Below are 21,002 nucleotides of genomic sequence, written 5' to 3'. Positions count from 1 at the left end.
GGCGCTTCGGCGCCGGACGCCGGCCACCGCTGTGAGCGGATTTCCCGCGAAGCGGCTACCAGACGACGGGCGTCTATTTCCAGAGGGCCCCTATAGTCTTGCCGACCGGGCCTGTCAAGCGGATTGCGCACTTCTGACAGGCCCGCCTACCAGCCAGGTCGCCGCCGCGTGGCGTCGCACACCCCGGATCGGGGACCATGGCGTAATCTTCCGATTGCAGGTAGGCTGGCAAGGGAATGCGTGTGATTCCGCGCCCTCGGTAGGGAGCAGGGCGCCAGAGGCCGCGAGGCCGACGACAGGACCAGCGCAGACGACCTAACGTAGGCCCGCCCCGCAAAGACAGCCGGGCGAGTTGACGAACTGAAAAGTATCCGGAGCTACAGCCCTAATGACGAGCAGCATCGAGGCCACCTCGAGCAACGCTGAGAACAGCGCGGTCGACGAATTCGCCTCCGACGAGGACCTTCTCGCCGCGATCGACGCGACCATCAAGTACTTCAATGACGGCGACATTGTCGAAGGCTCTGTCGTCAAGGTCGATCGGGACGAGGTCCTGCTCGACATCGGCTACAAGACCGAAGGTGTCATCCCTTCGCGCGAACTGTCGATCAAACACGACGTCGACCCCGAAGAGGTCGTCTCGGTCGGTGACCACATCGAGGCCCTGGTCCTCCAGAAGGAGGACAAGGAAGGCCGCCTGATCCTCTCCAAGAAGCGCGCCCAGTACGAGCGCGCCTGGGGCACCATCGAGAAGATCAAGGAAGAGGACGGCGTCGTCCGCGGCTCCGTCATCGAGGTCGTCAAGGGCGGTCTCATCCTCGACATCGGCCTGCGCGGCTTCCTGCCGGCGTCCCTGGTCGAGATGCGTCGCGTGCGCGACCTGCAGCCCTACGTGGGCCGCGAGCTCGAGGCCAAGATCATCGAGCTGGACAAGAACCGCAACAACGTGGTCCTGTCCCGCCGCGCCTGGCTCGAGCAGACCCAGTCCGAGGTCCGCACCGAGTTCCTGCACCAGCTCGCCAAGGGCCAGGTCCGCAAGGGCACGGTCTCCTCGATCGTCAACTTCGGCGCCTTCGTCGACCTGGGCGGCGTGGACGGCCTCGTGCACGTCTCCGAGCTGTCCTGGAAGCACATCGACCACCCGAACGAGGTCGTCGAGGTCGGTCAGCCGGTCGAGGTCGAGGTTCTCGAGGTCGACATGGACCGCGAGCGCGTCTCCCTGTCCCTGAAGGCCACCCAGGAAGACCCGTGGCGCCAGTTCGCCCGCACCCACGCGATCGGTCAGATCGTGCCGGGCAAGGTCACCAAGCTGGTTCCGTTCGGCGCGTTCGTCCGCGTCGAGGACGGCATCGAGGGCCTGGTCCACATCTCCGAGCTGGCCGAGCGCCACGTCGAGGTCCCGGAGCAGGTCGTCAAGGTCGGTTCCGACGCCATGGTCAAGGTCATCGACATCGACCTGGACCGCCGCCGCATCTCGCTCTCCCTCAAGCAGGCCAACGAGGCCTACGTGGAGAACGAGGAGCAGTTCGACCCGACGCTGTACGGCATGGCCGCCCAGTACGACGACCAGGGCAACTACATCTACCCGGACGGCTTCGACGCCGAGACCGGCGAGTGGATGGAAGGCTTCGACGAGGCCCGCGAGGAGTGGGAGCGTCAGTACGCCGAGGCCCGTCAGCGCTGGGAGGAGCACGGCAAGCAGATCGCCGAGCGCGTGATCGCCGACCCGCCGGCCAAGTCCGAGGGCGAGGGCGAGCAGTCCTCGAGCAGCAGCTCGAAGCCCGCTCCGAAGGGACGCAAGTCCGAGGAGAAGGCCGACGAGGCCCCGGTCGAGCCGGCCGGCACGCTGGCCACCGACGAGGCTCTCGCCGCTCTGCGCGAGAAGCTCGCCGGCAGCTAGGTCTTGACGCGGGTTCCCACCCGCACTGAGGCGTGAGGCCCCGTGGATCCGTCCACGGGGCCTTTTCCTTGCCCTTTGGGGTGAGAAGGCGGATGAACTCTGGTCCGCCACGCGGGGTCCGTTCCGGGTCGTGAGCGTGGACGCGAAGGAAAATTGCAGGTCACCGCATTGTTATGAGCGCGGATTTCATGTCCTGTTCAGATGGTGTTGGCGGCCCTGGTGCGGCCGGCGGGCAGGGGCGGAGTATCCTGTGGTATGTGCTTAAAATCGCATTGACCGGCGGTATCGGCGCTGGTAAGAGCACGGCCGCTCGGATCTTCTCCCAGCTGGGGGCCGAGCTTATCGACGCCGATGTCCTCGCCCGTGAAGTAGTCGCCCCCGGCACGGACGGACTCCGTGCCATAGTAGATCGTTTCGGCCCGGAAGTGCTGGCCGCCAACGGAGAGCTGGACCGCACGAAGCTCGCGTCCATAGTCTTCGACGACGGCGCCTCCCGGGCCCGCCTCGAGTCCATCGTCCACCCCCGCGTGCGCGCCAGATCGGAGGAGATCAAGGCGGCGCTTCCCGGGGGCGCCGTGGTCCTCGAGGACATTCCCCTGCTGGCCGAGACCGGCCAGGCCGCGGCCTTCCACCTCGCCGTGGCCGTGGAGGCGCCCGTGGAGGTGCGGTTCGACCGCCTCGTGGAGCGCGGCATGAGCCGCGAGGACGCGGTGCGCCGCGTGAAGAGCCAGGCCTCGGAGGAGGAGCGGCGGCGGGTCTGCGACGTCGTCCTGGACAACTCCGGTGACGAGCACTCGCTGGAGCTCCAGATCCAGCAGCTGTGGAGGGAGCGCGTCCTCCCCTTCGCCCGGAACCTCTCGGAGGGCAAGAGCGCCAAGCGCGGTGAGAAGCTGGAGTTCATCGCGCACGACAAGCGCTGGGAGAGCCGCTTCGAGCACATCGCCGCGCGCCTGCGACGGGTGCTGGGAACCTCGGCGGTCCGCATCGACCACATCGGATCGACCGCGGTGGCCGACCTTCCCGCCAAGGACGTCATCGACATCCAGGTGACGGTCGTGGCCCTGACAGCCGTGGACCGCGCCGAGGCGTCGCTGGGCGCGGCCGGGTTCTTCTCCTGCGCGCCGGAGGGCGGGAAGGCCGTGTACGACGTGCCGAACGCCGTGCACCCGGAGGAGTGGAAGTGGGAGAAGCGCCTGTACGGCTCGGCCGATCCGGGCAACATCGCGCACCTCCACTTTCGTTCCATCAAGACGCCCGGGCAGAGGTTCGCGCTCCTGTTCCGCGACTGGATGAGGAGCGACGAGGAGGCCCGGGAGGACTACGCGAGGATGAAAGGCGACCTGGCCGCCCGCTTCGAGACGACCACGGAGTACGCCGAGGCGAAGAACCCGTGGTTCACCGGCGAGGCGACCGACCGGGCCGAGGCCTGGGCGGAGGAGACCGGTTGGCGCAACCCGCTGTGCTGAAGATCGTTGAGAGGATACCTCTAAATCCATTTGTAGGGTTCGTGCGTATTCTGGGGGCATGCTTTTTCGCCTCTGGGATCGCGAACCGCCCGGTGAGGGCGTCTTCCGCGAAGGCGGCCACGTGGTCGTCGCCTCGCACGCACTGGCGAAGGAAGTCCTCTCCGACGCCGAGAGGTTCACGGCCGCCAACGCCCTGGAAGCCGTGACCTCTCTGCCACCCGCGGTGCTCCGCGAACTCACGCGGCACCGCTTCCGCCTGCCCCCGACGATGGCGAACAACGACACCGGCACGCACCCGCGGATGCGGGAACTCTTCGCCGAGGTGTTCGACCCGCGCGGGGTCGGCGGTATGGAGGCGCCCGTGCGGGCGTGGACGGCCGAGCTCGTGGCCAAGGCGGACGCCGCCCTGCGAAGGGGCGAGACCGTCGACCTGGACGCGGACCTGTGCGCGGAGATCCCCCTGCGGGCGCTGGAGCGGCTCCTGGACCTCCCGGCGGGATCGACGAACGAGGTTAAGCTCTTCGCCCGCGGCGCCCTGGAGATGTTCTGGGCCCGCCCGGGGGAGGAGCGCCAACTGGAGCTGGCGAAGATCGTCGGCCCCTTCCACCGCCGGCTGAGGGACCACGTGCGCCGGGCGGAAGGCCCGGTGGCGGCCGTGCGCGACGAGATAGGCGAGGACGAGGCCACCGGCGCGCTGTTCTTCCTGCTGGTCGCGGGCCAGGAGACCACCGCTCAGTTCCTCACCCTCCTCCTGGACCACCTCATCGCCCGCCCCCAACTGGCGGGGGAGGACCCGGCGGGAGTGGTCGAGGAGGGGCTCCGGCTCTTCCCGTCCATCGTCTCCTGGCGCCGCAAGGTCAAGCGCGACACGGACATCGGCGGACTGCCGGTGGAGGCGGGCGAGTCGGTCCTGGTGTGGCTCGCCGCCGCCGGACGCGACGAGGGCGTCGCCCGCTGCCCGGCGGAGTTCCGCCCCGGGCAGAAGGGCTCGCGGCGCCACCTGGCGTTCGGGGCGGGCGCCCACCGCTGCCTGGGCAGCCAGCTGACCCGCATGGAGGCCCGGGTCGTCCTGGAGGAGACCCGGGACCTCCTGGCCGAGTGGACCCTCGTCTCACGGCCGCGGTCCGACGACAACATGTCCTTCCGGATGCCGCGGGGCCTGGTCGTCAGGAGAGCCGGAACCCGACCGTAGCCAGGCGCTCCCGGAACTCACCGGGCTCCAGGGAGCCCAGGCCCTCCGGCAGAGCGGCGATCCGCTCGGCCGGGAGGTCGGTCAGGTTCTCCCGCTCGGCCAGGTCCGGCTCGGCCGGCCACGACCCGATCATGATCGAGGCGGGAACACCGCGCCGCTCCAGCGCCTCCAGGGTGAGGGCGGTATGGTTCAGGGTTCCCAGCCCGGAGCGGACGACCACCACGGCCGGACAGCCGAGGGTCGAGGCCAGGTCGGCGGCGGTCCACCCGTCCCGCCCCAGCTGGACGAGCAGACCGCCGGCCCCTTCGACGAGGACGGTGTCCGACGTGCTGCCCTTGACCGCGGCGACCACGTCGTCCATCGCGACCGGATCCAGCCCGCTGCGCCGGGCGGCGCTCAAGGGTGCCAGTGGATCGGGATAGCGGGCCAGAGCCCGGGCGGGTACTCCCGCCAGCCGTTCGACCACGCCGGCGTCGTCGTCATCGCCGGTCTGCGCGGCCTTCAGGACCTCGACCGACCGACCGGACCGCGACAGCCGCCAGGCCAGGGCCGCGGTCGCCACGGTCTTCCCCACTCCGGTGTCGGTGCCGGTGACGACCACCGGCCCGTTGAAATCGATCACGGGCGGACCTCCTCGAGGACGTCGAGAGCTTCTTGGAACACGGCCTCCGGCAGGGAGGCGTTGACGGTCAGGCGCAGGCGCGAGACGTGGTCGGGCGTCGAAGGCGGACGGAAGCAGCCGACCGCGATTCCGCGCCCGGCCGCACGGGCCTGCCACTCGACGGCCGCCGCGGCCTCCCCCGCCGGGACCGACAGGATCGCCCCGTCGGAGGGGGCCACCCCGAACCGTTTCGCCGCGGCCTCTATCCGCGCCCGGATCCGTTCCCGGGCGTCGTCGGCGGAGCGGGAGATCCGAAGGGCCGCCAGGGCCCCGGCCGCCACGGAGGGGGGAGGGGCGGTGTCGTAGAGGAAGGGGCGCGACGTGTCGACCAGATGGCGCCTCAGGACGCTCGGCCCGACGAGGAAGCCGCCGGCCGAGGCGAAGGCCTTCGACAAGGTCCCGGAGACCACCACGGTCTCCTCGGACAGCCCGCGGGCGAGGCCCCCGCCCTCGGCGCCCCTGACTCCGAAGGCATGCGCCTCGTCCACCAGCAGGAGTGCTTCGAACTCCGCGCACAGGGACTCCAGCTCCCGCAGCGGGGCCGCGTCCCCTAGGACGGAGTAGACCGACTCGACGACCACCAGCGGCGGCCGGTGCTCCGCCAGCAGCGACGCGAAGGCATTGAGATCATTGTGCGGCACCATGATCGACTCGGCACCGGCCAAGCGCGCCGCGTCGTGCAGCGAAGCGTGGACGTGCTCGTCGAACAGGACCCGGAGCTCCCCGCGCCGCACCGGAGTCAACGCGGCCACCGCGCCGAGGTTCGCCATGTAGCCCGAGGAGTACACCAGGCAGGACGACCGGCCCGACAGGCGGGCCAACTCCTCCTCCAACTCCTCGTGCAGTCCGACGGTGCCCCGCACGGCACGGGACGACCCGGCGCCGACGCCGTGCTCGCGGAGGGCCGCCGCGGCCGAATCGACCACCTCGGAGTGGGCCGACAGACCCAGGTAGTCGTTGGAGGCCAGGTCGACCAGGTCCCGGCGCGGCGACGGACGGCGGGACAGGCCCGCCCGGCTCCGCAACTCGGCCTTGCGGCCCAGCCGGTCCCACACCGAGGGCATCACCGGCCCCCGAAGACGTCGTCCAACCCCTTGGCCAGCGCCTCGATCATCAGCTCGGTCTCGGACACGCCGAGGTTCAACGGGGGCATGAGGATCACGGTGTTCCCCAACGGGCGTAGCCACACGCCGTGCTCGCGGGCCGCCTGGCAGACGTCGAAGCCCGTGCGCGGCCCCTGGTCGGCGACCTCCACGCCGGTCATCGTCCCGACCCGGCGCACCTCCGCGACCCGGTCGTCGCCGGCGAAGCCGTCCAGCAGGCCCCCGAGTCGCTCGCCGAGCGCGGCGGCCTGGTCGAGGACGCCCTCCTCTTCCATGACCTTGAGGTTGGCGATCGCGGCGGCGCAGCAGATCGGGTTGGCGGTGTAGGTGTGGCCGTGGAAGAACGTGCGCGGTCCGGTGTCGCCCGGGCGGGCCAGGAACGCGTCGTACACCCGTTGGGAGGTGAGCACGGCCGACAGGGGGAGGTAGCCGGCGGTGACGCCCTTGCCGAGCGTCAGCATGTCCGGAACGACCCCGGCTCGGTTGGCGGCCCACATGGAGCCGGTGCGGCCGATGCCGGTGGCCACCTCGTCGAAGATCAGCAGCGCGCCGTGCTCGTCGGCGAGGCGGCGGGCCGTGCGCAGGTACGAGGCGTCGTAGTCGAACATCCCCGCGGCGCCCTGCATGAGCGGCTCGACGATGATCGCGCAGACGTCCTCGCCGCGCTCGGCCATGATCCGCTCGAGGTCCGCCTCGGCATGGGCGACCCGGTCGGGGCCGTTGGCCCGGTCTCCGGGCGAGGCGGCGCCGACGGTGGTCAGCAGGAGCGGCTTGTACGTGCTGTGGAAGAGGTCGTGGCCCCCGACGGAGACGGCCCCCAGGGTGTCGCCGTGGTAGGCGTGCTGGAGGCGGACGAAGTCCGGCCGGGCCCGGCCGGACTGGGCCGAGAACTGGTAGGCCATCTTCAGGGCCACCTCGACGGCCGAAGAACCGTCCCCGGCGTAGAAGACCTTCTCCAGGCTCCGTTCGGCCGACCGCGGCGCACGTTCCACGAGCATCTCGGACAGTTCGATGCCCGGGCGGTGCGTCGAGCCGAGGAACGTGGCGTGGTCGAGGGTGTCGAGCTGGCGCTTGACCTCCTCGTTGACCCGCGGGTGGCAGTGGCCCACCGTGGTCGTCCACAGGGAGGACACGCCGTCGAGCAGGCGGCGCCCGTCGACGTCGGTCAGCCACGGCCCCTCGGCCGAGGCGACCACGGTCGGCTCGTCTCCCGCCCAGGTGGTGTGCTGGGTGAACGGATGCCAGACGACGGCCTCGTCGCGCGCGGTCCAAGCCGCCGACGAACTCTCGGCGGGCGACGGGGGACGGTCGGTCTGTGCCATGGGCGCTCCTTCGCTGATCCCTGGGAAGTCACTGATTTAGAGGATTCCTCCATAGGGAATTGTAGGATGCCTCTAAACGCGGAGCGTCCCGGGTGCCGTCCCCCGACAACCGGTCAGCCGATGGTCCTCCCGACCTCCCACGGGACGCTGAGCGATGGGGCGTCCACCCCGTGGTCGATCTCCGCCCGCGCCACGCCGGCGGCGGTCATCATCTCCACCGCGGCCAGGCGCCCCTCGGCGTCGAGGTGGTAGCGGAAGGCCGACTCCCCGGCCTCGGCCGCGACGTCGCCCTGGACGGGGTACTCCACGATCGTGTAGGACTCCCCGTCCTCCTCGTACTCGCGCAGCACGGAGGCCTCGCCCTCCAACTCTGCGGGATCCTCGGGAACGTCCGCGCGCATCTCCAGGACACGGTAGAGAAGGCTCTCGACGGTGCCGAAGTAGTCCTTGGCGCTCTCGTCTCCGACCGCCACGCTCTCCCAGCCGTCGGTGGGAATCGGCAGCCGCAGCTCGTCGCTGTCGACGGCGCGCGCGGCGAACCCGCCGGGCCGCAGCAGCTTCAACTCACCGGTCTCCTCGGACACGGCGGTGGTGTAGACCGTCGCCCCGGCCCAGTCGACGAAGCCGCCGCCGGTGACGAGGGAGCCGTCGGCCTGCGGGACCGTCAGCGACAGGCCCGCCCCGGAGTAGGCGTTGGCGGCGCGGACCCCGGCGATGGTCTCCAGCATCTCGCCCTCGGCCGGCTTCGGGTCCACCCTCGGGCCGCCGAGAAGGTCGACGGGATGCACGGTCTCGACCTCGGTGCGCTTGTCGAGCAGGAAGTCCACCCGGGCCATCTCGTCCCCGCCGAGGTTCACCTCGAAACGGCGCAGACCGCCCTCCTCGTCGACCCAGTAGTAGGCCTCGGGCGCGTCGGCGCCGCCGCTCTCCACCAGGATCGGGGCACGGAAGACGGAGACCTCGACGCCGTCCACCACTTCGGTCCGCTCCCAGCGCGACCGGCCCTCGAACGCCACGGCGTCGTCCTCGCCCGGCGACCCGAGGGTGAAGACAGAGGAGGAGACGAGGTCCAGCGCCTTGTCGGCGGGGCTGAGGCCGAGATCCTCCTGCGGCAGCATGGGGCGCACCTTCCAACCCTCCTCGGGGGCCTCGCCGGCGGCGAAGGCCTCCTCGTCGTCGGGGGCGCTCGCGGACAGCCCGGGGATCGCCTGGACCAGGCCGGGGCCGTCGCCGTCGTCGTAGCGGGCGTAGACCAGGGGGGTCTCCCAGTCGACGTAGCCGTCGACGGTGACCGGCGAGTCGCCCGAGGGGAGGGTCATGCGGACGGGCACCACTCCGGCCCCGGCGTTCGCTCCGCGCATCTCGGCCAGCAGGGCGGCCTCTTCGGCGGTGACATTCCGGGCGGGCTCGGCCGACTCGAAGAAGTCGGTCCTCAGCGCGATCAGCCCCACGGCGGCTATGATCGCGAAACCCACCATGATCAGGATTACGGTGCTTCGCTTGGTGCTGTGCAGTTCGGTACTCACCCCAGGACTAACGAACGAGGCGGGATTCGGTGTCGATGGCCCGCGGCCCCGGGGCGGGAGGACGTCATGAGGCCGGGGCGGCGGGAGGTCGGTCGCTGGCCCGCGGCCGCCCGGGCGGGAGCCTCGGGAACGACGGCTCCCCCTCGCGGTCCGGCCGTCCCCGGCCCGCTCGGACGGGAGTCGGATGCGGGTGTCGGAGCCTCTCGCTAGAGTGGAACCGTGGCATTCGACATTCCCAGGGCCGACGGCCGATTTGAAGTCATCAGCGAGTACGAGCCCTCCGGCGACCAGCCGACCGCGATCGCGCAGCTGGCCGAGAGCATTGAGGCGGACAACCGCGACACGGTGCTGCTCGGCGCGACCGGTACGGGCAAGTCCGCCACGGCGGCGTGGCTCATCGAGCGCCTGCAGCGCCCGGCGCTGGTCATGGCGCACAACAAGACCCTCGCGGCGCAGCTGGTCAAGGAGTTCCGCGAGCTCCTGCCGAACAACGCCGTGGAGTACTACGTCTCCTACTACGACTACTACCAGCCGGAAGCCTATGTGGCCCAGACCGACACCTACATCGAGAAGGACGCCTCGATCAACGAGGAGGTCGAGCGGCTGCGCCACCGGGCCACCTACTCGCTGCTGACGCGCCGCGACGTGGTCGTGGTGGCCACGGTCTCGGCGATCTACGGCCTGGCCACGCCCGTGGAGTACCTCAACTCGGCCCAGCAGCTCACCCTCGGCCAGGAGATCGAGCGCGACAAGCTCCTGCGCACCCTGGTCGACCAGCAGTACGCGCGCAACGACCTGAACCTGGTGCGCGGCAACTTCCGCGTCCGCGGCGACACCATCGAGCTGATCCCCGCCTACGAGGAACTGGCGATCCGCATCGAGATGTTCGGCGACGAGATCGACCGCCTGGCCTACGTCCACCCCGTCACCGGCGAGGAGGTGCGCTCGGTCGACAGGATGCTCATCTTCCCCGGCTCCCAGTACGTCCTAGGGCACGACCGCATGGCCGAGGCCGTCGGGGAGATCGAGCGGGAACTGGAGGAGCGCCTCTCCGAGCTGGAGGGCCAGGGCAAGCTCCTGGAGGCGCAGCGCCTGCGCATGCGCACCACCTTCGACCTGGAGAACCTGCGCCAGACCGGCACGACCGGCGGCATCGAGAACTACTCGCGCTTCCTCGACGGGCGCGGCCCGGGAACGCCCCCGCACACCCTGCTGGACTACTTCCCCTCGGACTTCCTGACGATCATCGACGAGTCGCACGTGACCGTCCCACAGATCGGCGGCATGTACGAGGGCGACGCCTCGCGCAAGCGCAACCTCATCGACCACGGCTTCCGCCTGCCCAGTGCCGCCGACAACCGGCCGCTGAAGTTCCCCGAGTTCCGCGAGCGCGTCGGCCAGTCGGTCTACCTCTCGGCCACGCCCGCCGACTGGGAGCTGGAACAGGCCGGCGGCGGCTACGTCGAACAGGTCATCCGCCCGACCGGACTGGTCGACCCGCAGGTCGACATCCGCCCGACCAAGGGCCAGATCGACGACCTCATGGCCGAGATCCGCGAGCGCTCGGCGAAGAACGAGCGCGTCCTGGTCACCACCCTGACCAAGAAGATGGCCGAGGACCTCACCGACTACTTCCTCGACAACGGGATCCGCGTGGAGTACCTGCACTCGGAGGTGGACACGCTGCGGCGCGTGGAGCTGCTCAAGGAGCTGCGGCGCGGCGACTTCGACGTGCTGGTGGGCATCAACCTCCTCAGGGAGGGCCTGGACCTGCCCGAAGTCTCCCTGGTGGGCATTCTGGACGCCGACAAGGAGGGCTTCCTGCGGTCGGCGACCTCGCTGATCCAGACGATCGGCCGTGCGGCGCGCAACGTGTCGGGGTCGGTCATCATGTACGCCGACAACATCACCGACGCCATGCGGCATGCGGTGGACGAGACCGAGCGGCGCCGCGCCAAGCAGATCGCCTACAACGAGGAGCACGGGATCGACCCGACCCCGTTGCGCAAGAAGATCGACGACATTCTCGGCGACCTGTACGACGAGGCCGAGGACACCGAGGAGCTCAAGGCCCGCGAGGGCGGGCGCCCGAAGACCGCGAAGAAGAAGCGGGAGGGCAACGACCCCGCCGCGCTGCGCCAGGAGATCCTCGACCAGATCGACGAGCGCAACGAGCAGATGATGGACGCCGCCCGGCAGCTGCGCTTCGAGCTGGCGGCCGCCTACCGCGACGAGATCGCGGACCTGAAGAAGGAGCTCAAGCAGCTCGACCGCGCCGAGGGCTAGGTTCCGGGGCCGGACAGCGCTTCGAACCGGGCTGCGACCGGCCTCCGCGTCCGTCGCCTCCCCTGAAGAGGGCGACGGCCCTACAGGGTGTGACGGGCGAGGAGCTGGGCCAGGGAGCGGATGTCGACCTTGCCCTTGAACTCGAACCGGACCTTGCCCAGGCCGCTGAACCACAGTTCCATCTCGGAGTCGAGGTCGAGGCGGCCCGCCGTCTCGACGGAGAACGCCTGGATCTTGGAGTAGGGGAGCGAGGTGTAGTCGACCTTCTTGCCAGTCAGACCTTGGACGTTGACGCTGATGACACGCTTCTCGGTGAAGACGACCTTGTCGCGGAGGCCCTGGAAGGCCGCTATGACGCCCTCTCCCTCGATCAGGAGCACCGACAGGTCCTTGGCCAGGCCTTTGGGGTCGATCTGCTTCAACTTGACGAGGGTACCGTTCTGAAAATCGATCATGGTCCGAAGCTATCAAGGAGTGCGGTGAGATCCTCCATCGGAACCGGTGCCGCCCAGTGGTTCCGGTGAGCGCGGACGTGGAAGGGGCCGACCGGTGTCCCGGTCGGCCCCTCGGCGCTCGCGGTCCGGTCGAAGGCGGGCGCGGTCCCCGAGCAGAGTGAGGGAGGCACGGTGCCAGGACTTCGCCGGCGGAGTCGAACTATTGGATTGTCTTCGACGGAGTCGCAGTATTAATCTGCTTCAACAGAGTCGCTGGGCTAGCTGTCCTTCGACAGAGTCGCTCTATGATTCTTCTTCGACAGAGTCGAAGTGCTCAACGTTCGGCGGCCGGGAGAAGAACGGGCCGAGGGCCTCGCGCCACTTCGGGAACCGGTCGGTGTCGCGGAACCCCTTCTCGTGGGCCTCGACCGAGTCCCATTCGATGACGAGCATGAACCGGGTCGGGGATTCGACACTCTGGGTCATGCGCATGCCGCGCAGCCCCGGCGAGACCGCCACGAGCTCGCGCGCCTCGCGGTAGGCCTTGATGAAAGACTCCTCCTGACCGGGGGAGACGTGGATTTCTGCCATTTCGGTAACCATGCGTCCAGCCTGCCACGCCCGCGATGCGGGATCCCCACCAGCCGAACCGCTGAGATCACCGTCATACGGACTGGGGAACAAAAGCAAGGGATAATAGGGCATAATGGTGAACGGTCGACAATGACCGAATTTATGGGGAGTATCCCGCAGCTTCTTGCTGAGCACCGCCGTCAAGACACGGGGCCGACATCGGCCCCCGGTTGTGCTGACCCGCCCGGGTTGGGAGAGACCATGAGATACTGTGAGCTGTCCAGCATGCGCCGACACGCCTCGGCGCTGTGTATCTCGTGGCGCATGTAGGCACTCCCGACTACGAAAGAGGCCAAAGCCTTGAACCTCCCATTGTGGGCCTGGGTTGCGACTATCGGGGTCTTCACGGCGGTGATCGTCGCCGACATCGTGTACTCCATCCGCAACCCTCACCGACCGTCCTTCAAAGAGTCGGCCGTGTGGTCGCTGGTCTACTTCGTGGCCGCGATCGCCTTCACGGGGGTCATCTTCGCACTCGAAGGCATGACCTATTCGGGCGAGTTCCTCGCCGGCTACCTCACCGAAAAGGCCCTGTCGGTCGATAACCTGTTCGTGTTCCTCCTGATCCTGACGGCCTTCAAGGTCCCCGACAAGTTCCAGTCGCGGGTCCTCATGACGGGCATCGTCATCTCCATCGTCCTGCGCGGCGCGTTCATCGCCGCCGGCGCCGCCCTGATCGCCCAGTTCAGCTGGGTGTTCTTCATCTTCGGCGCCATCCTCATCTGGACCGCGATCCAGATGATCAACACCAAGGACGACGGCGAGGAGGACTGGGAACCCAACAGGATGACGGTGTTCCTGAAGAAGCACCTGCGCGTCAGCGACGACTACGACGGCGGCAAGCTGTTCACCCGCATCAACGGGCTGCGCTACGCCACCCCCATGCTGCTGGTCATCGTGGCCGTCGGCTCCACCGACATCCTCTTCGCCCTCGACTCCATCCCGGCGATCTTCGGGCTCACCAAGGAGCCCTACATCGTCTTCACCGCGACCGTGTTCGCCCTGCTGGGCCTGCGCCAGCTGTACTTCCTGCTCGCGGGCCTGCTGCAGAAGCTGCGCTACCTGGACCTGGGCCTGTCGATCATCCTGGTCTGGATCGGCGTCAAGCTCATCCTGACCGGCCTGCACGACAACCACCTGAGCTGGATCAACGACGGCCAGCCCGTACCGGTCTTCGTGATCCCGACCTGGCTGTCCCTGGGCTTCATCGTCGCCGTGCTGGGCACGGTCATAGCGGCCAACCACGTGATCATCAAGCGCCAGGGCAAGACCTGGAGCGAGCTCATGCGCGAAAGCGAGGACGAGCTGCACCACGACGAGACCGAACCCGACCCGCAGAAGGCCAACTAGAGCCGGCCTCCCGACAACGGAGAACGGCCCGGAGCGAACGCTCCGGGCCGTTTCCCATGTCCGGTTCAGCCGGCGAGAGGCCGGCGCAGGGCCTCGGGACCCCACTCCGACAGTGGCTCGACCGAGACCTCGCCGGCCTCTGGCGCCGCGTGCACGACGTGGAGCCCGTCCTCTCCGTCGATGGACACGACCAGGCCGAGCCGCTCTCCGGCGAAGGCCAGGTCTCCCGCCTCGGCCTCCTCCGGGGCGACGGCCGCCCCCGCGTCGTCCGAGTCGGTGGGGAAGCGCGGTACGGGCACCCCCAGCTGCCGGTAGGACAGCCACACCACGGCGCCCGCGTCGAGCCCGTAGGCGCTCACACCGCCCTTCAGATAGGGGATGCCGACCAGCTGCAGCGCGATCGCCGACACTTCCAGGGAAGCGGCCTTCGGCGGCGCGGTCTCGGCCGGCTCGGGACGCAGGTCCCTCTCGGGCACCCAGCCCGGCCGGTTCGGCCCGGGAAGCTGCACCGGTACCCAGCCGCGGTAGGTTCCGCCCACCACGCGCAGGCGCGTCGAGAGCGACACCCCCGGCACGATCACGTCGCCGCCGGGCTCGTCGCGGATGGCGGTGGCCGTGGAGGCCACCAGGTGGGGCTGGTACTCGGTGTCCGCCTGCATCGCCGAGGTCACGTGGTCGGCCGGCAGCCATCCCGACACACCCATGACCGGGTCGCTGATGCGCACGCCGTTCTCGTCCTGTTCGAGAACGTGTACAGTGCTGCCAAGAAGAAGCTGAGTGACGATGCGGCCCTCGCCGTCACGGCGCTGTTCGGCCGAGAGCGAGGCGACCCAGTCCTTGAGCGCCGCCGGCACTCCCACGGCGAGCCGGTCGGCCGGAGTCCAGGCCTCGGGGCCGGACCACAGCGTGGCGCTGGAGACCGTGATGGCGGCTGGAGGATACGACGTCGTTGGCACTGTCGATCTTTCTTGTCGCAAGGATGGTGGATAGTCGGACGCGCGGAAGGGCCGAGTCCGGGGGCCGCCCTTGGACCGTCCAGGTTTTAATTTAGCAAGGCGGCCAAGGCCGTCGTCGGTGACACCGATTAGGATGTAGGCGTCCGCGAAGCGACGGGCAGTGAGGGGGAGCACGTGGGAGAGAGCCGGCAGCAGGCGGGAGGCGGGGCGAGGGCCTTGCCGGGCATCATGATCGACTCGGCCACCACGAAGGACCGCGACGACGCGGTCTGGGTGGAGGCACGCTCGGACGGCGGCTTCGACCTGTGGGTCCATGTCGCCGCGGCCGCCGACGCCGTCCCCTGGGACTCGTCGGCCGACATGCGGGCCCGCGAGCGCATGCACACCCGCTACGGCCGCACTCGCACCCGCTCCATGCTCCCCGAAAGAGTGGAAAAATCCGCCAGTCTGCGTGAAGCGGGGGATGAGACGCAGTCCACCCTCGCCGTCCACGCGCGTCTAGACGCGTCGGCCACGGTCGTCTCCCGCGAGGTATTCCGCGGGGCGATGACGCGCGCCCACGCGATCTCCTACGAAGAGGCCGCCGCCGCGACCGACGACCCCGCCCACGCCCTCCACAGGCCCGTGGCCCTGGCCGACACCCTGGCCCGGCGCCTGCTCGACCAGCGCCGCGCCAACGGCGCCCTGGCCTTCTACGACCTCAACTCGGGATTCGCCACCGACGAGGACGGGCGCCTGGTCCGTCTGGAGACCACCAGCCGCAACTCCGGCTACATCGTCGTCCAGGAGTTCATGATCCTGGCCAACTACCTCATCGCCGAATGGGCCGCCGAGACCGAGACGCCCCTGCTGTTCCGCAACCACCGCATGTCGCCCATGAACGGCTCGGGCACCGACCTGCGCCGCGAACTGGACGAAGTCGCGCTCTCCGGCGACGCCGAGTCCTACAACCTCCTGCGGGCACGCCTCCGCCTGGTCGCCTCGCGCGCCGGATACGGCACCGTCATCGGAGGCCACCACGGGCTCCAGCTGCCCTACTACACCCACGCCACCAGCCCCTTGCGCCGGTACGCCGACCTGGTCAACCAGAGGATCATCTTCGACCGCCTCGACGGCAGGGACGCGCACTACGACTTCGAGCGGCTCGAGGAGCTCGGCGAAGACCTCACCGAGCGCCTCCACGCGGAAAAGGAGGAGAAGAGCGAGTACTTCCGCACCGAGGCCCGGCGCATGGCCGCCGCCAAGCTCGAGTCCGGCGACTACTCCGGACTCGACACCTCCGAGTTCAACCGCGTCCTGAAGGTCGCCCTGGCCGACGGGGAGGTCCCCGCCGAGCTCATCCGCGCCGCCTCCGGACGCTACGAGGCCGGCCGGCTCGAACTGCGCGACATGGCGGAGATCTACTTCGCCCAGGGCCACCCCGAAATGGAACGGCTGCGCGGCAGGATCAACGCCGACCTCGCCGACGAGAGCTTCCGCGCGCCCACCATGCTCAACTGGTACCTCCAGGAGCAGTACCAGGGCCCCATCCTGCCCGGCGACCTGACCTGGAACGAGTCGACCACCCCGGTCAAGCCCGTCCCGCTGCACTCCGCCTCGGTGACCGTCCGCCTGGGGGAGGGCTTCCGCACCTCGCCGGAGCGCAGGAGGCACTCCAAGAAGGAGGCGCGCTCGCAGGCGGTCCTGGCGCTCCTGGCCGAACTGGCGGGCCTGGAGGACCTGTCGGCGGACGCCGGCGCGCCCGGCGGTTCGGAGAACGTCAAACCGGTTCCCGACGGGCTGGAGGCCGTCCAGATCGCCACGATCTACGCCTCCCGACGCCACATCCGCGACCTCGACTTCGCCTTCAAGGCCACCAAGGACGCCGCGAGCCGCTTCCGCTGCAAGGCCACCGCGGTGATCGAGGGCGGCGAGGGGGAGGGCCTCGAGACGCTCGGCGAGGGCCCCTCGAAGAAGGCGGCGAAGAAGGCCGCCGCCGCCGAGCTCAACCGGCTCGTGGAGGAGCGGCTCGGTTTGTCCCCGACCACCCCGGCGGGCGGCTGAGTCGCCGGTCCCCGTCCCCATAGGGCACAATGGCGGGGTGGATATAATCGACGATCTGACCTGGCGCGGACTCATCCAAGACTCGACCGACCCGGAGGCGCTGCGCGAAGCCGTGGACGCCGGCGGCCTGTCGTTCTATGTGGGCTTCGACCCCACCGCCGAGTCCCTCCACGTCGGCCACCTCACGCAGGTGCTGACCGCTCGCCGCCTCCAGGCGGCCGGGCTGCGTCCCCACCTGCTCGTGGGCGGTGCGACGGGCCAGATCGGCGACCCGCGCCAGACCAGCGAGCGCAACCTCAACTCCCCGGAGACGGTCGCCGGCTGGGTCAAGAAGATCCAGGGCCAGATCGAGCCGTTCCTCGACTTCGAGGGTTCCGACGCCGCGGTCATGGTCAACAACCTCGACTGGACCTCCGGCATGGACGTCATCTCGTTCCTGCGCGACGTGGGCAAGCACTTCTCGGTCTCCAAGATGATCAACCGGGAGGTCGTGCGCGCCCGCCTGGAGACGGGCATCAGTTTCACCGAGTTCTCCTACCAGCTGCTCCAGTCGAACGACTACTACCAGCTCAACGAGCGCTACGGCGTGAGCCTCCAGTTCGGAGGCTCCGACCAGTGGGGCAACATCACCGCCGGAGTGGACTTCGTGCGCCGCTCCAACGGCAAGCACGTGCACGCCTTCGTGACTCCGCTGGTCCTCAAGGCCGACGGGACGAAGTTCGGCAAGACCGCCGGCGGGGGGAACACCTGGCTCAGCTCCGAGCTGACCAGCCCGTACGCCTTCTACCAGTTCTGGATCAACGCCGACGACAGGGACGTGGCCAAGTACCTGAGGTACTTCTCCTTCAAGTCCCGCGAGGAGATCGAGGAGCTGGAGGAGGCCACGCGGGAGAAGCCCGCCGCCCGACTGGCCCAGAGGGCTCTGGCCGAAGAGCTGACCACGCTGCTGCACGGCGCCGAGGAGTGCGCCGACGTGCAGGCGGCATCCAAGGCCCTGTTCGGCAGGGGAGAACTGGCCGAGCTGCCGGAGCCGACCCTGCGGTCGGCGCTGGCCGAGGCCGGTCTGGCCGAGGCCGGGGCCGAGACCACCGTCGCCCAGATGTTCAAGGACGCCGGAGTGGTCGGTTCCCTGGGCGAGGCGCGGCGTGCGGCCAAAGAGGGCGGCGTCTACGTCAACAACGAACGGGTGACCGAGGTCAACGAGCCCATCGCTTCCGAGAAGCTGCTCCACGGCCGCTACGCGGTCCTGCGGCGCGGGAAGAAGACCGTGGCAGGGGCCGAGGTCACCTCGCGTTAAGCCCTGGGAAGGCCCGCGGAGCGGATAGACTCTGAAGTCGGCGGCGGTTCTCGCCGCCTACTCGGTCATGCCCGCCCTGGTGCGAGCGGGGGACCCGTGCGGCGAATCATCAAAGAGAGACGAATCGAATAGTGAACGACGAAAAGAACTATCGCGACCGGGACGACGACCGGCGCCGCCAGGGACCCAAGGGCGGCAACGGCGGTTACGGACGTCGCGATGACGACCGCAGGGGCGGCGACCGCCGCAGGGATGACGACCGTCGTGGAGGCGGTGGTTACCGGCGTCGTGACGACGATCGGCGCGGTGGCTACGGCCGCAGGGACGACGATCGCCGGGGCGGCGGTTACGGGCGCCGTGACGATGACCGCCGGGGCGGCGGCGACCGCCGTGGCGGCTACGGGCGTCGCGATGACGATCGCCGTGGCGGCGGTTACGGTCGCAGGGATGACGACCGTCAGGGCGGTGGATACCGCCGTCGTGACGATGACCGCGGCGGCTATGGACGCCGTGACGATGACCGACGCGGCGGCGGCGACCGGCGTGGAGGCGGCGGCCACCAGCGCCGCGACGACGACCGTCGCGGAGGCGGTTACGGTCGCAGGGATGACGACCGTCGTGGAGGCGGTGGTTACCGGCGTCGTGACGATGACCGGCGCGGTGGCTACGGCCGCAGGGACGACGATCGCCGGGGCGGCGGCTACGGGCGCCGCGACAATGACCGCCGGCGTGACAACGACCGACGCGGAGGCGACCGCCGCCGTGACGACCGCCGGGGCCGAGACGACGGCTTCCGTCGCGACGACCGCTTCGAGGGCCAGCACCGCGAGAGCCCGGTGCGCCTGGACGAGGTCGAGGGCGCGCCCGACCTCCCCGAGGGCCCGGAGTACGGCCTGGAGAACCTCGACGGCCGCACGCGTGCCGCGCTGCGCTCGCTCAACAAGCAGCTGGCGGAGGTGGTGGGCAACCGCCTGATCGCCACCGCCGCGCTGATCCCCTTCGACCCCGAGGCCGCCCTCGAACAGGCGAAGTACGCCCGCAAGAAGGCCAGCCGGGTCCCCGAGGTCCGCGAGGTGGTCGGCGTGGCCGCCTACATGGCCGGCCAGTGGTCCACCGCCCTGTCCGAGCTCAAGGCCGCCCAGCGCCTGACCGGGACGCTCGACCACGTCGCGATGATCGCCGACGCCGAACGCGCCTCCGGAAACCCCGAGCGTGCCGTGGACCTCTTCCGCGAGCACGGCAAGGACACCAAGATCGACGTCGCCGTCCGCGTCGAGCTGCTCATCGTCGCCGCGGGAGCCCGCCGCGACATGGGCCAGGGCCGCGCGGCGACCACCATGCTCAAGGTCCCGGCCCTGCACTCGCCCAAGACCGACCCGTGGGTGGCCCGCCTGCGCTACGCCTACGCCGAGGCGCTCCTGGCCGAGGGCCGCACCGAAGAGGGCCTCCAGTGGCTCGAGCAGGCCGCCGCGGCCGACGAGTTCGGAGAGTCGGGCGCCGCCGAGCGGATCCTGGAGCTGGAGGGCGTCGACTTCACCGACACCGAGGACATGGACGCCGAAGAGGACGACGACCCGGAGGACGACTCCGAGTCCCCCGCCGAGTCGGGCGACCGCGACGCCGAGGAGGGCGATGACACTCCGGAGCAGCGCTGAGCCTCTGGACCGCGCCTACGGTCTGGCGATGTTCGACCTGGACGGCGTCGTCTACCTGCTGAGCAACCCCGTTCCCGGGGTGCCCGAGGCGATCGGGCGCGCCGAGGCCGCCGGCTGTCAGAGCATATTCGTCACCAACAACGCCTCCCGGCTCACCTCCACGGTCGCCGATAGCCTGCGCTCCATGGGGATCGACTGCCGGGACGACCAGGTGGTGTCGTCGGCCCAGGCCGCGGCCCGGGCCATCGCCGACCACTGCGGCGAGGGGGCGGCGACCTTCATGACCGGCTCGCCGGCCTTCCGCGCCGCCCTGGAGAACGAGGGCCTCGCCATCGTCGACGACCCCCGCGAGGCCGTCGCCGTGGCTCAGGGGTTCTTCCCGACCATGCAGCTCAAGGACCTGGCCTCCGCGACCCTGGCGGCCCGCCGGGGCGCGTACTGGGTGGTGGCGAACCTCGACGCGACCCTGCCGACGCCCGACGGCCCCATGCCCGGCATGGGCGCCTACGTGAAGGTCGTCGAGACCGCCCTCGGGCGCGGGCCGGACGTCGTGGCCGGGAAGCCCCGGCCGACGATCTTCCGGGCCGCTCTGGAGCGCGTCCCCGACGCCAGGCCGCTCATGGTCGGCGACCGCCCCGACTCGGACATCGAGGGCGCCAACGCCCTGGGCATCGACAGCCTCCTGGTGTTCTCCGGAGTGGTCAAACCCGCCTCGGCGTTGCGCCTGCCTCCCGAACGCCGGCCCACCTATCTGGGCTGGACGGCCGCGGAGCTGAACAATCCGCAGCCGGAGGTCACGGTGGAGGAACCCGGAGCGGCGCACTGCGAAGAGTGGTCGGTGAAGCTGGTCTCGGGGACTCTTACGCTGAGCGGCAAGGGAGACGAGCTCTCGGCGTGGCGCGCGCTCTGCGCGGCGGCCTGGAGCGCCGTCGACGCGGGAGCGGAGTTCTCCGACGGCCTCGCGGCCGTCGGCGCCGAGGCGGAATCCGCCCTCACCACGGCCTGAAAGACCGGGAACACAGTCGTGGCGGGGAGGTTCACCTCCCCGCCACGACTGTGTGACTGCTCTGCAGAGCGGCGCCGGAAGCCGGCGCGGGACGCTCGCCCGGACGGGCGGCCGCCGGTTCCGAACGGCGGTGCCGAGGCGGAACGCGGGGGTCGCCGCGATGGGCGGCGAA

General features: G+C 69.8%; 17 protein-coding genes. 9 read left to right on the top strand and 8 right to left on the bottom strand.

The genetic code is table 11. The features are described 5' to 3' along the window. Positions 1-388 precede the first annotated feature (388 nt). From rpsA to ACFTE1_RS09620, 3 genes are all read left to right on the top strand, one after another. Entirely contained in the window at positions 389-1,900 is a 1,512-nt protein-coding gene (rpsA, locus tag ACFTE1_RS09630) for a 30S ribosomal protein S1 (protein ID WP_380623400.1), read from the top strand. A gap of 257 nt (positions 1,901-2,157) precedes the next feature. Next, positions 2,158-3,366: a dephospho-CoA kinase gene (gene coaE, locus ACFTE1_RS09625; protein WP_380623402.1), complete on the top strand. Its 1,209-nt coding sequence runs from the start codon at positions 2,158-2,160 to the stop codon at positions 3,364-3,366. A gap of 58 nt (positions 3,367-3,424) precedes the next feature. Further along, on the top strand, positions 3,425-4,558 hold the full coding sequence (locus tag ACFTE1_RS09620) for a cytochrome P450 (RefSeq protein WP_380623404.1): 1,134 nt from the start codon (positions 3,425-3,427) through the stop codon (positions 4,556-4,558). Here ACFTE1_RS09620 and bioD read toward each other — a convergent pair. From bioD to ACFTE1_RS09600, 4 genes are all read right to left on the bottom strand, one after another. Next, positions 4,533-5,180: a dethiobiotin synthase gene (gene bioD / locus ACFTE1_RS09615; RefSeq protein ID WP_380623406.1), complete on the bottom strand. Its 648-nt coding sequence runs from the start codon at positions 5,178-5,180 to the stop codon at positions 4,533-4,535. The two genes, ACFTE1_RS09620 and bioD, sit on opposite strands and share 26 nt — an antisense overlap. Beyond that, positions 5,177-6,283 (bottom strand): 8-amino-7-oxononanoate synthase, encoded by a 1,107-nt coding sequence (locus tag ACFTE1_RS09610; RefSeq protein WP_380623408.1) that lies wholly within the window; start codon positions 6,281-6,283, stop codon positions 5,177-5,179. Before ACFTE1_RS09610 ends, bioD begins: the two co-directional genes overlap by 4 nt. Beyond that, positions 6,283-7,644 carry an adenosylmethionine--8-amino-7-oxononanoate transaminase gene (bioA, locus tag ACFTE1_RS09605; RefSeq protein WP_380623410.1) on the bottom strand — a complete coding sequence of 454 codons (1,362 nt, stop codon included), beginning with the start codon at positions 7,642-7,644 and terminating at the stop codon, positions 6,283-6,285. Before bioA ends, ACFTE1_RS09610 begins: the two co-directional genes overlap by 1 nt. Positions 7,645-7,757: 113 nt before the next feature. Beyond that, complete coding sequence (locus ACFTE1_RS09600; RefSeq protein ID WP_380623412.1) at positions 7,758-9,170, bottom strand: hypothetical protein; 1,413 nt, start codon at positions 9,168-9,170, stop codon at positions 7,758-7,760. Between the two features lie 219 nt (positions 9,171-9,389). Here ACFTE1_RS09600 and uvrB point away from each other — a divergent pair, with 219 nt between their 5' ends. Then, positions 9,390-11,456: an excinuclease ABC subunit UvrB gene (gene uvrB, locus ACFTE1_RS09595; RefSeq protein ID WP_380623414.1), complete on the top strand. Its 2,067-nt coding sequence runs from the start codon at positions 9,390-9,392 to the stop codon at positions 11,454-11,456. A gap of 80 nt (positions 11,457-11,536) precedes the next feature. Here the strand turns inward: uvrB and ACFTE1_RS09590 are convergent, their stop codons facing one another. Next, on the bottom strand, positions 11,537-11,911 hold the full coding sequence (locus tag ACFTE1_RS09590; protein ID WP_380623416.1) for a PH domain-containing protein: 375 nt from the start codon (positions 11,909-11,911) through the stop codon (positions 11,537-11,539). A 282-nt stretch (positions 11,912-12,193) separates the two neighbouring features. Next, complete coding sequence (locus tag ACFTE1_RS09585; RefSeq protein WP_380623418.1) at positions 12,194-12,493, bottom strand: antibiotic biosynthesis monooxygenase family protein; 300 nt, start codon at positions 12,491-12,493, stop codon at positions 12,194-12,196. A 330-nt stretch (positions 12,494-12,823) separates the two neighbouring features. On the opposite strand from ACFTE1_RS09585, the gene ACFTE1_RS09580 reads away from it, so the two are divergent. Next, a complete protein-coding gene (locus ACFTE1_RS09580) occupies positions 12,824-13,873 on the top strand; it encodes a TerC family protein (protein ID WP_380623420.1) in 1,050 nt (349 codons plus the stop codon). Positions 13,874-13,938: 65 nt separating this feature from the next. On the opposite strand, the gene ACFTE1_RS09575 is transcribed toward ACFTE1_RS09580, so the two are convergent. Continuing rightward, the gene (locus tag ACFTE1_RS09575; protein ID WP_380623422.1) at positions 13,939-14,829 is read right to left on the bottom strand and encodes an NlpC/P60 family protein; all 891 of its coding nucleotides are present in this window, start codon (positions 14,827-14,829) and stop codon (positions 13,939-13,941) included. A gap of 174 nt (positions 14,830-15,003) precedes the next feature. Here ACFTE1_RS09575 and ACFTE1_RS09570 point away from each other — a divergent pair, with 174 nt between their 5' ends. Continuing rightward, the gene (locus tag ACFTE1_RS09570; protein WP_380623424.1) at positions 15,004-16,872 is read left to right on the top strand and encodes an RNB domain-containing ribonuclease; all 1,869 of its coding nucleotides are present in this window, start codon (positions 15,004-15,006) and stop codon (positions 16,870-16,872) included. Between the two features lie 37 nt (positions 16,873-16,909). Beyond that, positions 16,910-18,169 (top strand): tyrosine--tRNA ligase, encoded by a 1,260-nt coding sequence (gene tyrS / locus ACFTE1_RS09565; RefSeq protein WP_380623426.1) that lies wholly within the window; start codon positions 16,910-16,912, stop codon positions 18,167-18,169. A 65-nt stretch (positions 18,170-18,234) separates the two neighbouring features. Here tyrS and ACFTE1_RS09560 read toward each other — a convergent pair whose 3' ends face one another. Further along, positions 18,235-18,993: a hypothetical protein gene (locus tag ACFTE1_RS09560; RefSeq protein ID WP_380623428.1), complete on the bottom strand. Its 759-nt coding sequence runs from the start codon at positions 18,991-18,993 to the stop codon at positions 18,235-18,237. A 12-nt stretch (positions 18,994-19,005) separates the two neighbouring features. On the opposite strand from ACFTE1_RS09560, the gene ACFTE1_RS09555 reads away from it, so the two are divergent. Next, positions 19,006-19,824, top strand: coding sequence for a hypothetical protein (locus tag ACFTE1_RS09555; protein ID WP_380623430.1), 819 nt, complete (start codon positions 19,006-19,008; stop codon positions 19,822-19,824). Next, positions 19,802-20,830 carry an HAD-IIA family hydrolase gene (locus ACFTE1_RS09550; RefSeq protein WP_380623432.1) on the top strand — a complete coding sequence of 343 codons (1,029 nt, stop codon included), beginning with the start codon at positions 19,802-19,804 and terminating at the stop codon, positions 20,828-20,830. Before ACFTE1_RS09555 ends, ACFTE1_RS09550 begins: the two co-directional genes overlap by 23 nt. Positions 20,831-21,002 lie beyond the last annotated feature (172 nt).

It is taken from the genome of Salininema proteolyticum (genome assembly GCF_042685645.1).
Classification (GTDB): Bacteria; Actinomycetota; Actinomycetes; order Mycobacteriales; family Micromonosporaceae; genus Salininema; species Salininema proteolyticum.
The sequence above is the reverse complement of the archived record's forward strand: the minus strand, read 5'-3'. Positions and strand labels throughout refer to the sequence as shown.

What these genes read in the sequence shown, in the direction of transcription:
- ACFTE1_RS09610 (WP_380623408.1), bottom strand. Translation starts at nt 6,283, where the DNA reads ATGCCCTCGGTGTGGGACCGGCTGGGCCGCAAGGCCGAGTTGCGGAGC.
- rpsA (WP_380623400.1), top strand. Translation starts at nt 389, where the DNA reads ATGACGAGCAGCATCGAGGCCACCTCGAGCAACGCTGAGAACAGCGCG.
- ACFTE1_RS09620 (WP_380623404.1), top strand. Translation starts at nt 3,425, where the DNA reads ATGCTTTTTCGCCTCTGGGATCGCGAACCGCCCGGTGAGGGCGTCTTC.
- ACFTE1_RS09585 (WP_380623418.1), bottom strand. Translation starts at nt 12,493, where the DNA reads ATGGTTACCGAAATGGCAGAAATCCACGTCTCCCCCGGTCAGGAGGAG.
- bioA (WP_380623410.1), bottom strand. Translation starts at nt 7,644, where the DNA reads ATGGCACAGACCGACCGTCCCCCGTCGCCCGCCGAGAGTTCGTCGGCG.
- ACFTE1_RS09590 (WP_380623416.1), bottom strand. Translation starts at nt 11,911, where the DNA reads ATGATCGATTTTCAGAACGGTACCCTCGTCAAGTTGAAGCAGATCGAC.
- ACFTE1_RS09550 (WP_380623432.1), top strand. Translation starts at nt 19,802, where the DNA reads ATGACACTCCGGAGCAGCGCTGAGCCTCTGGACCGCGCCTACGGTCTG.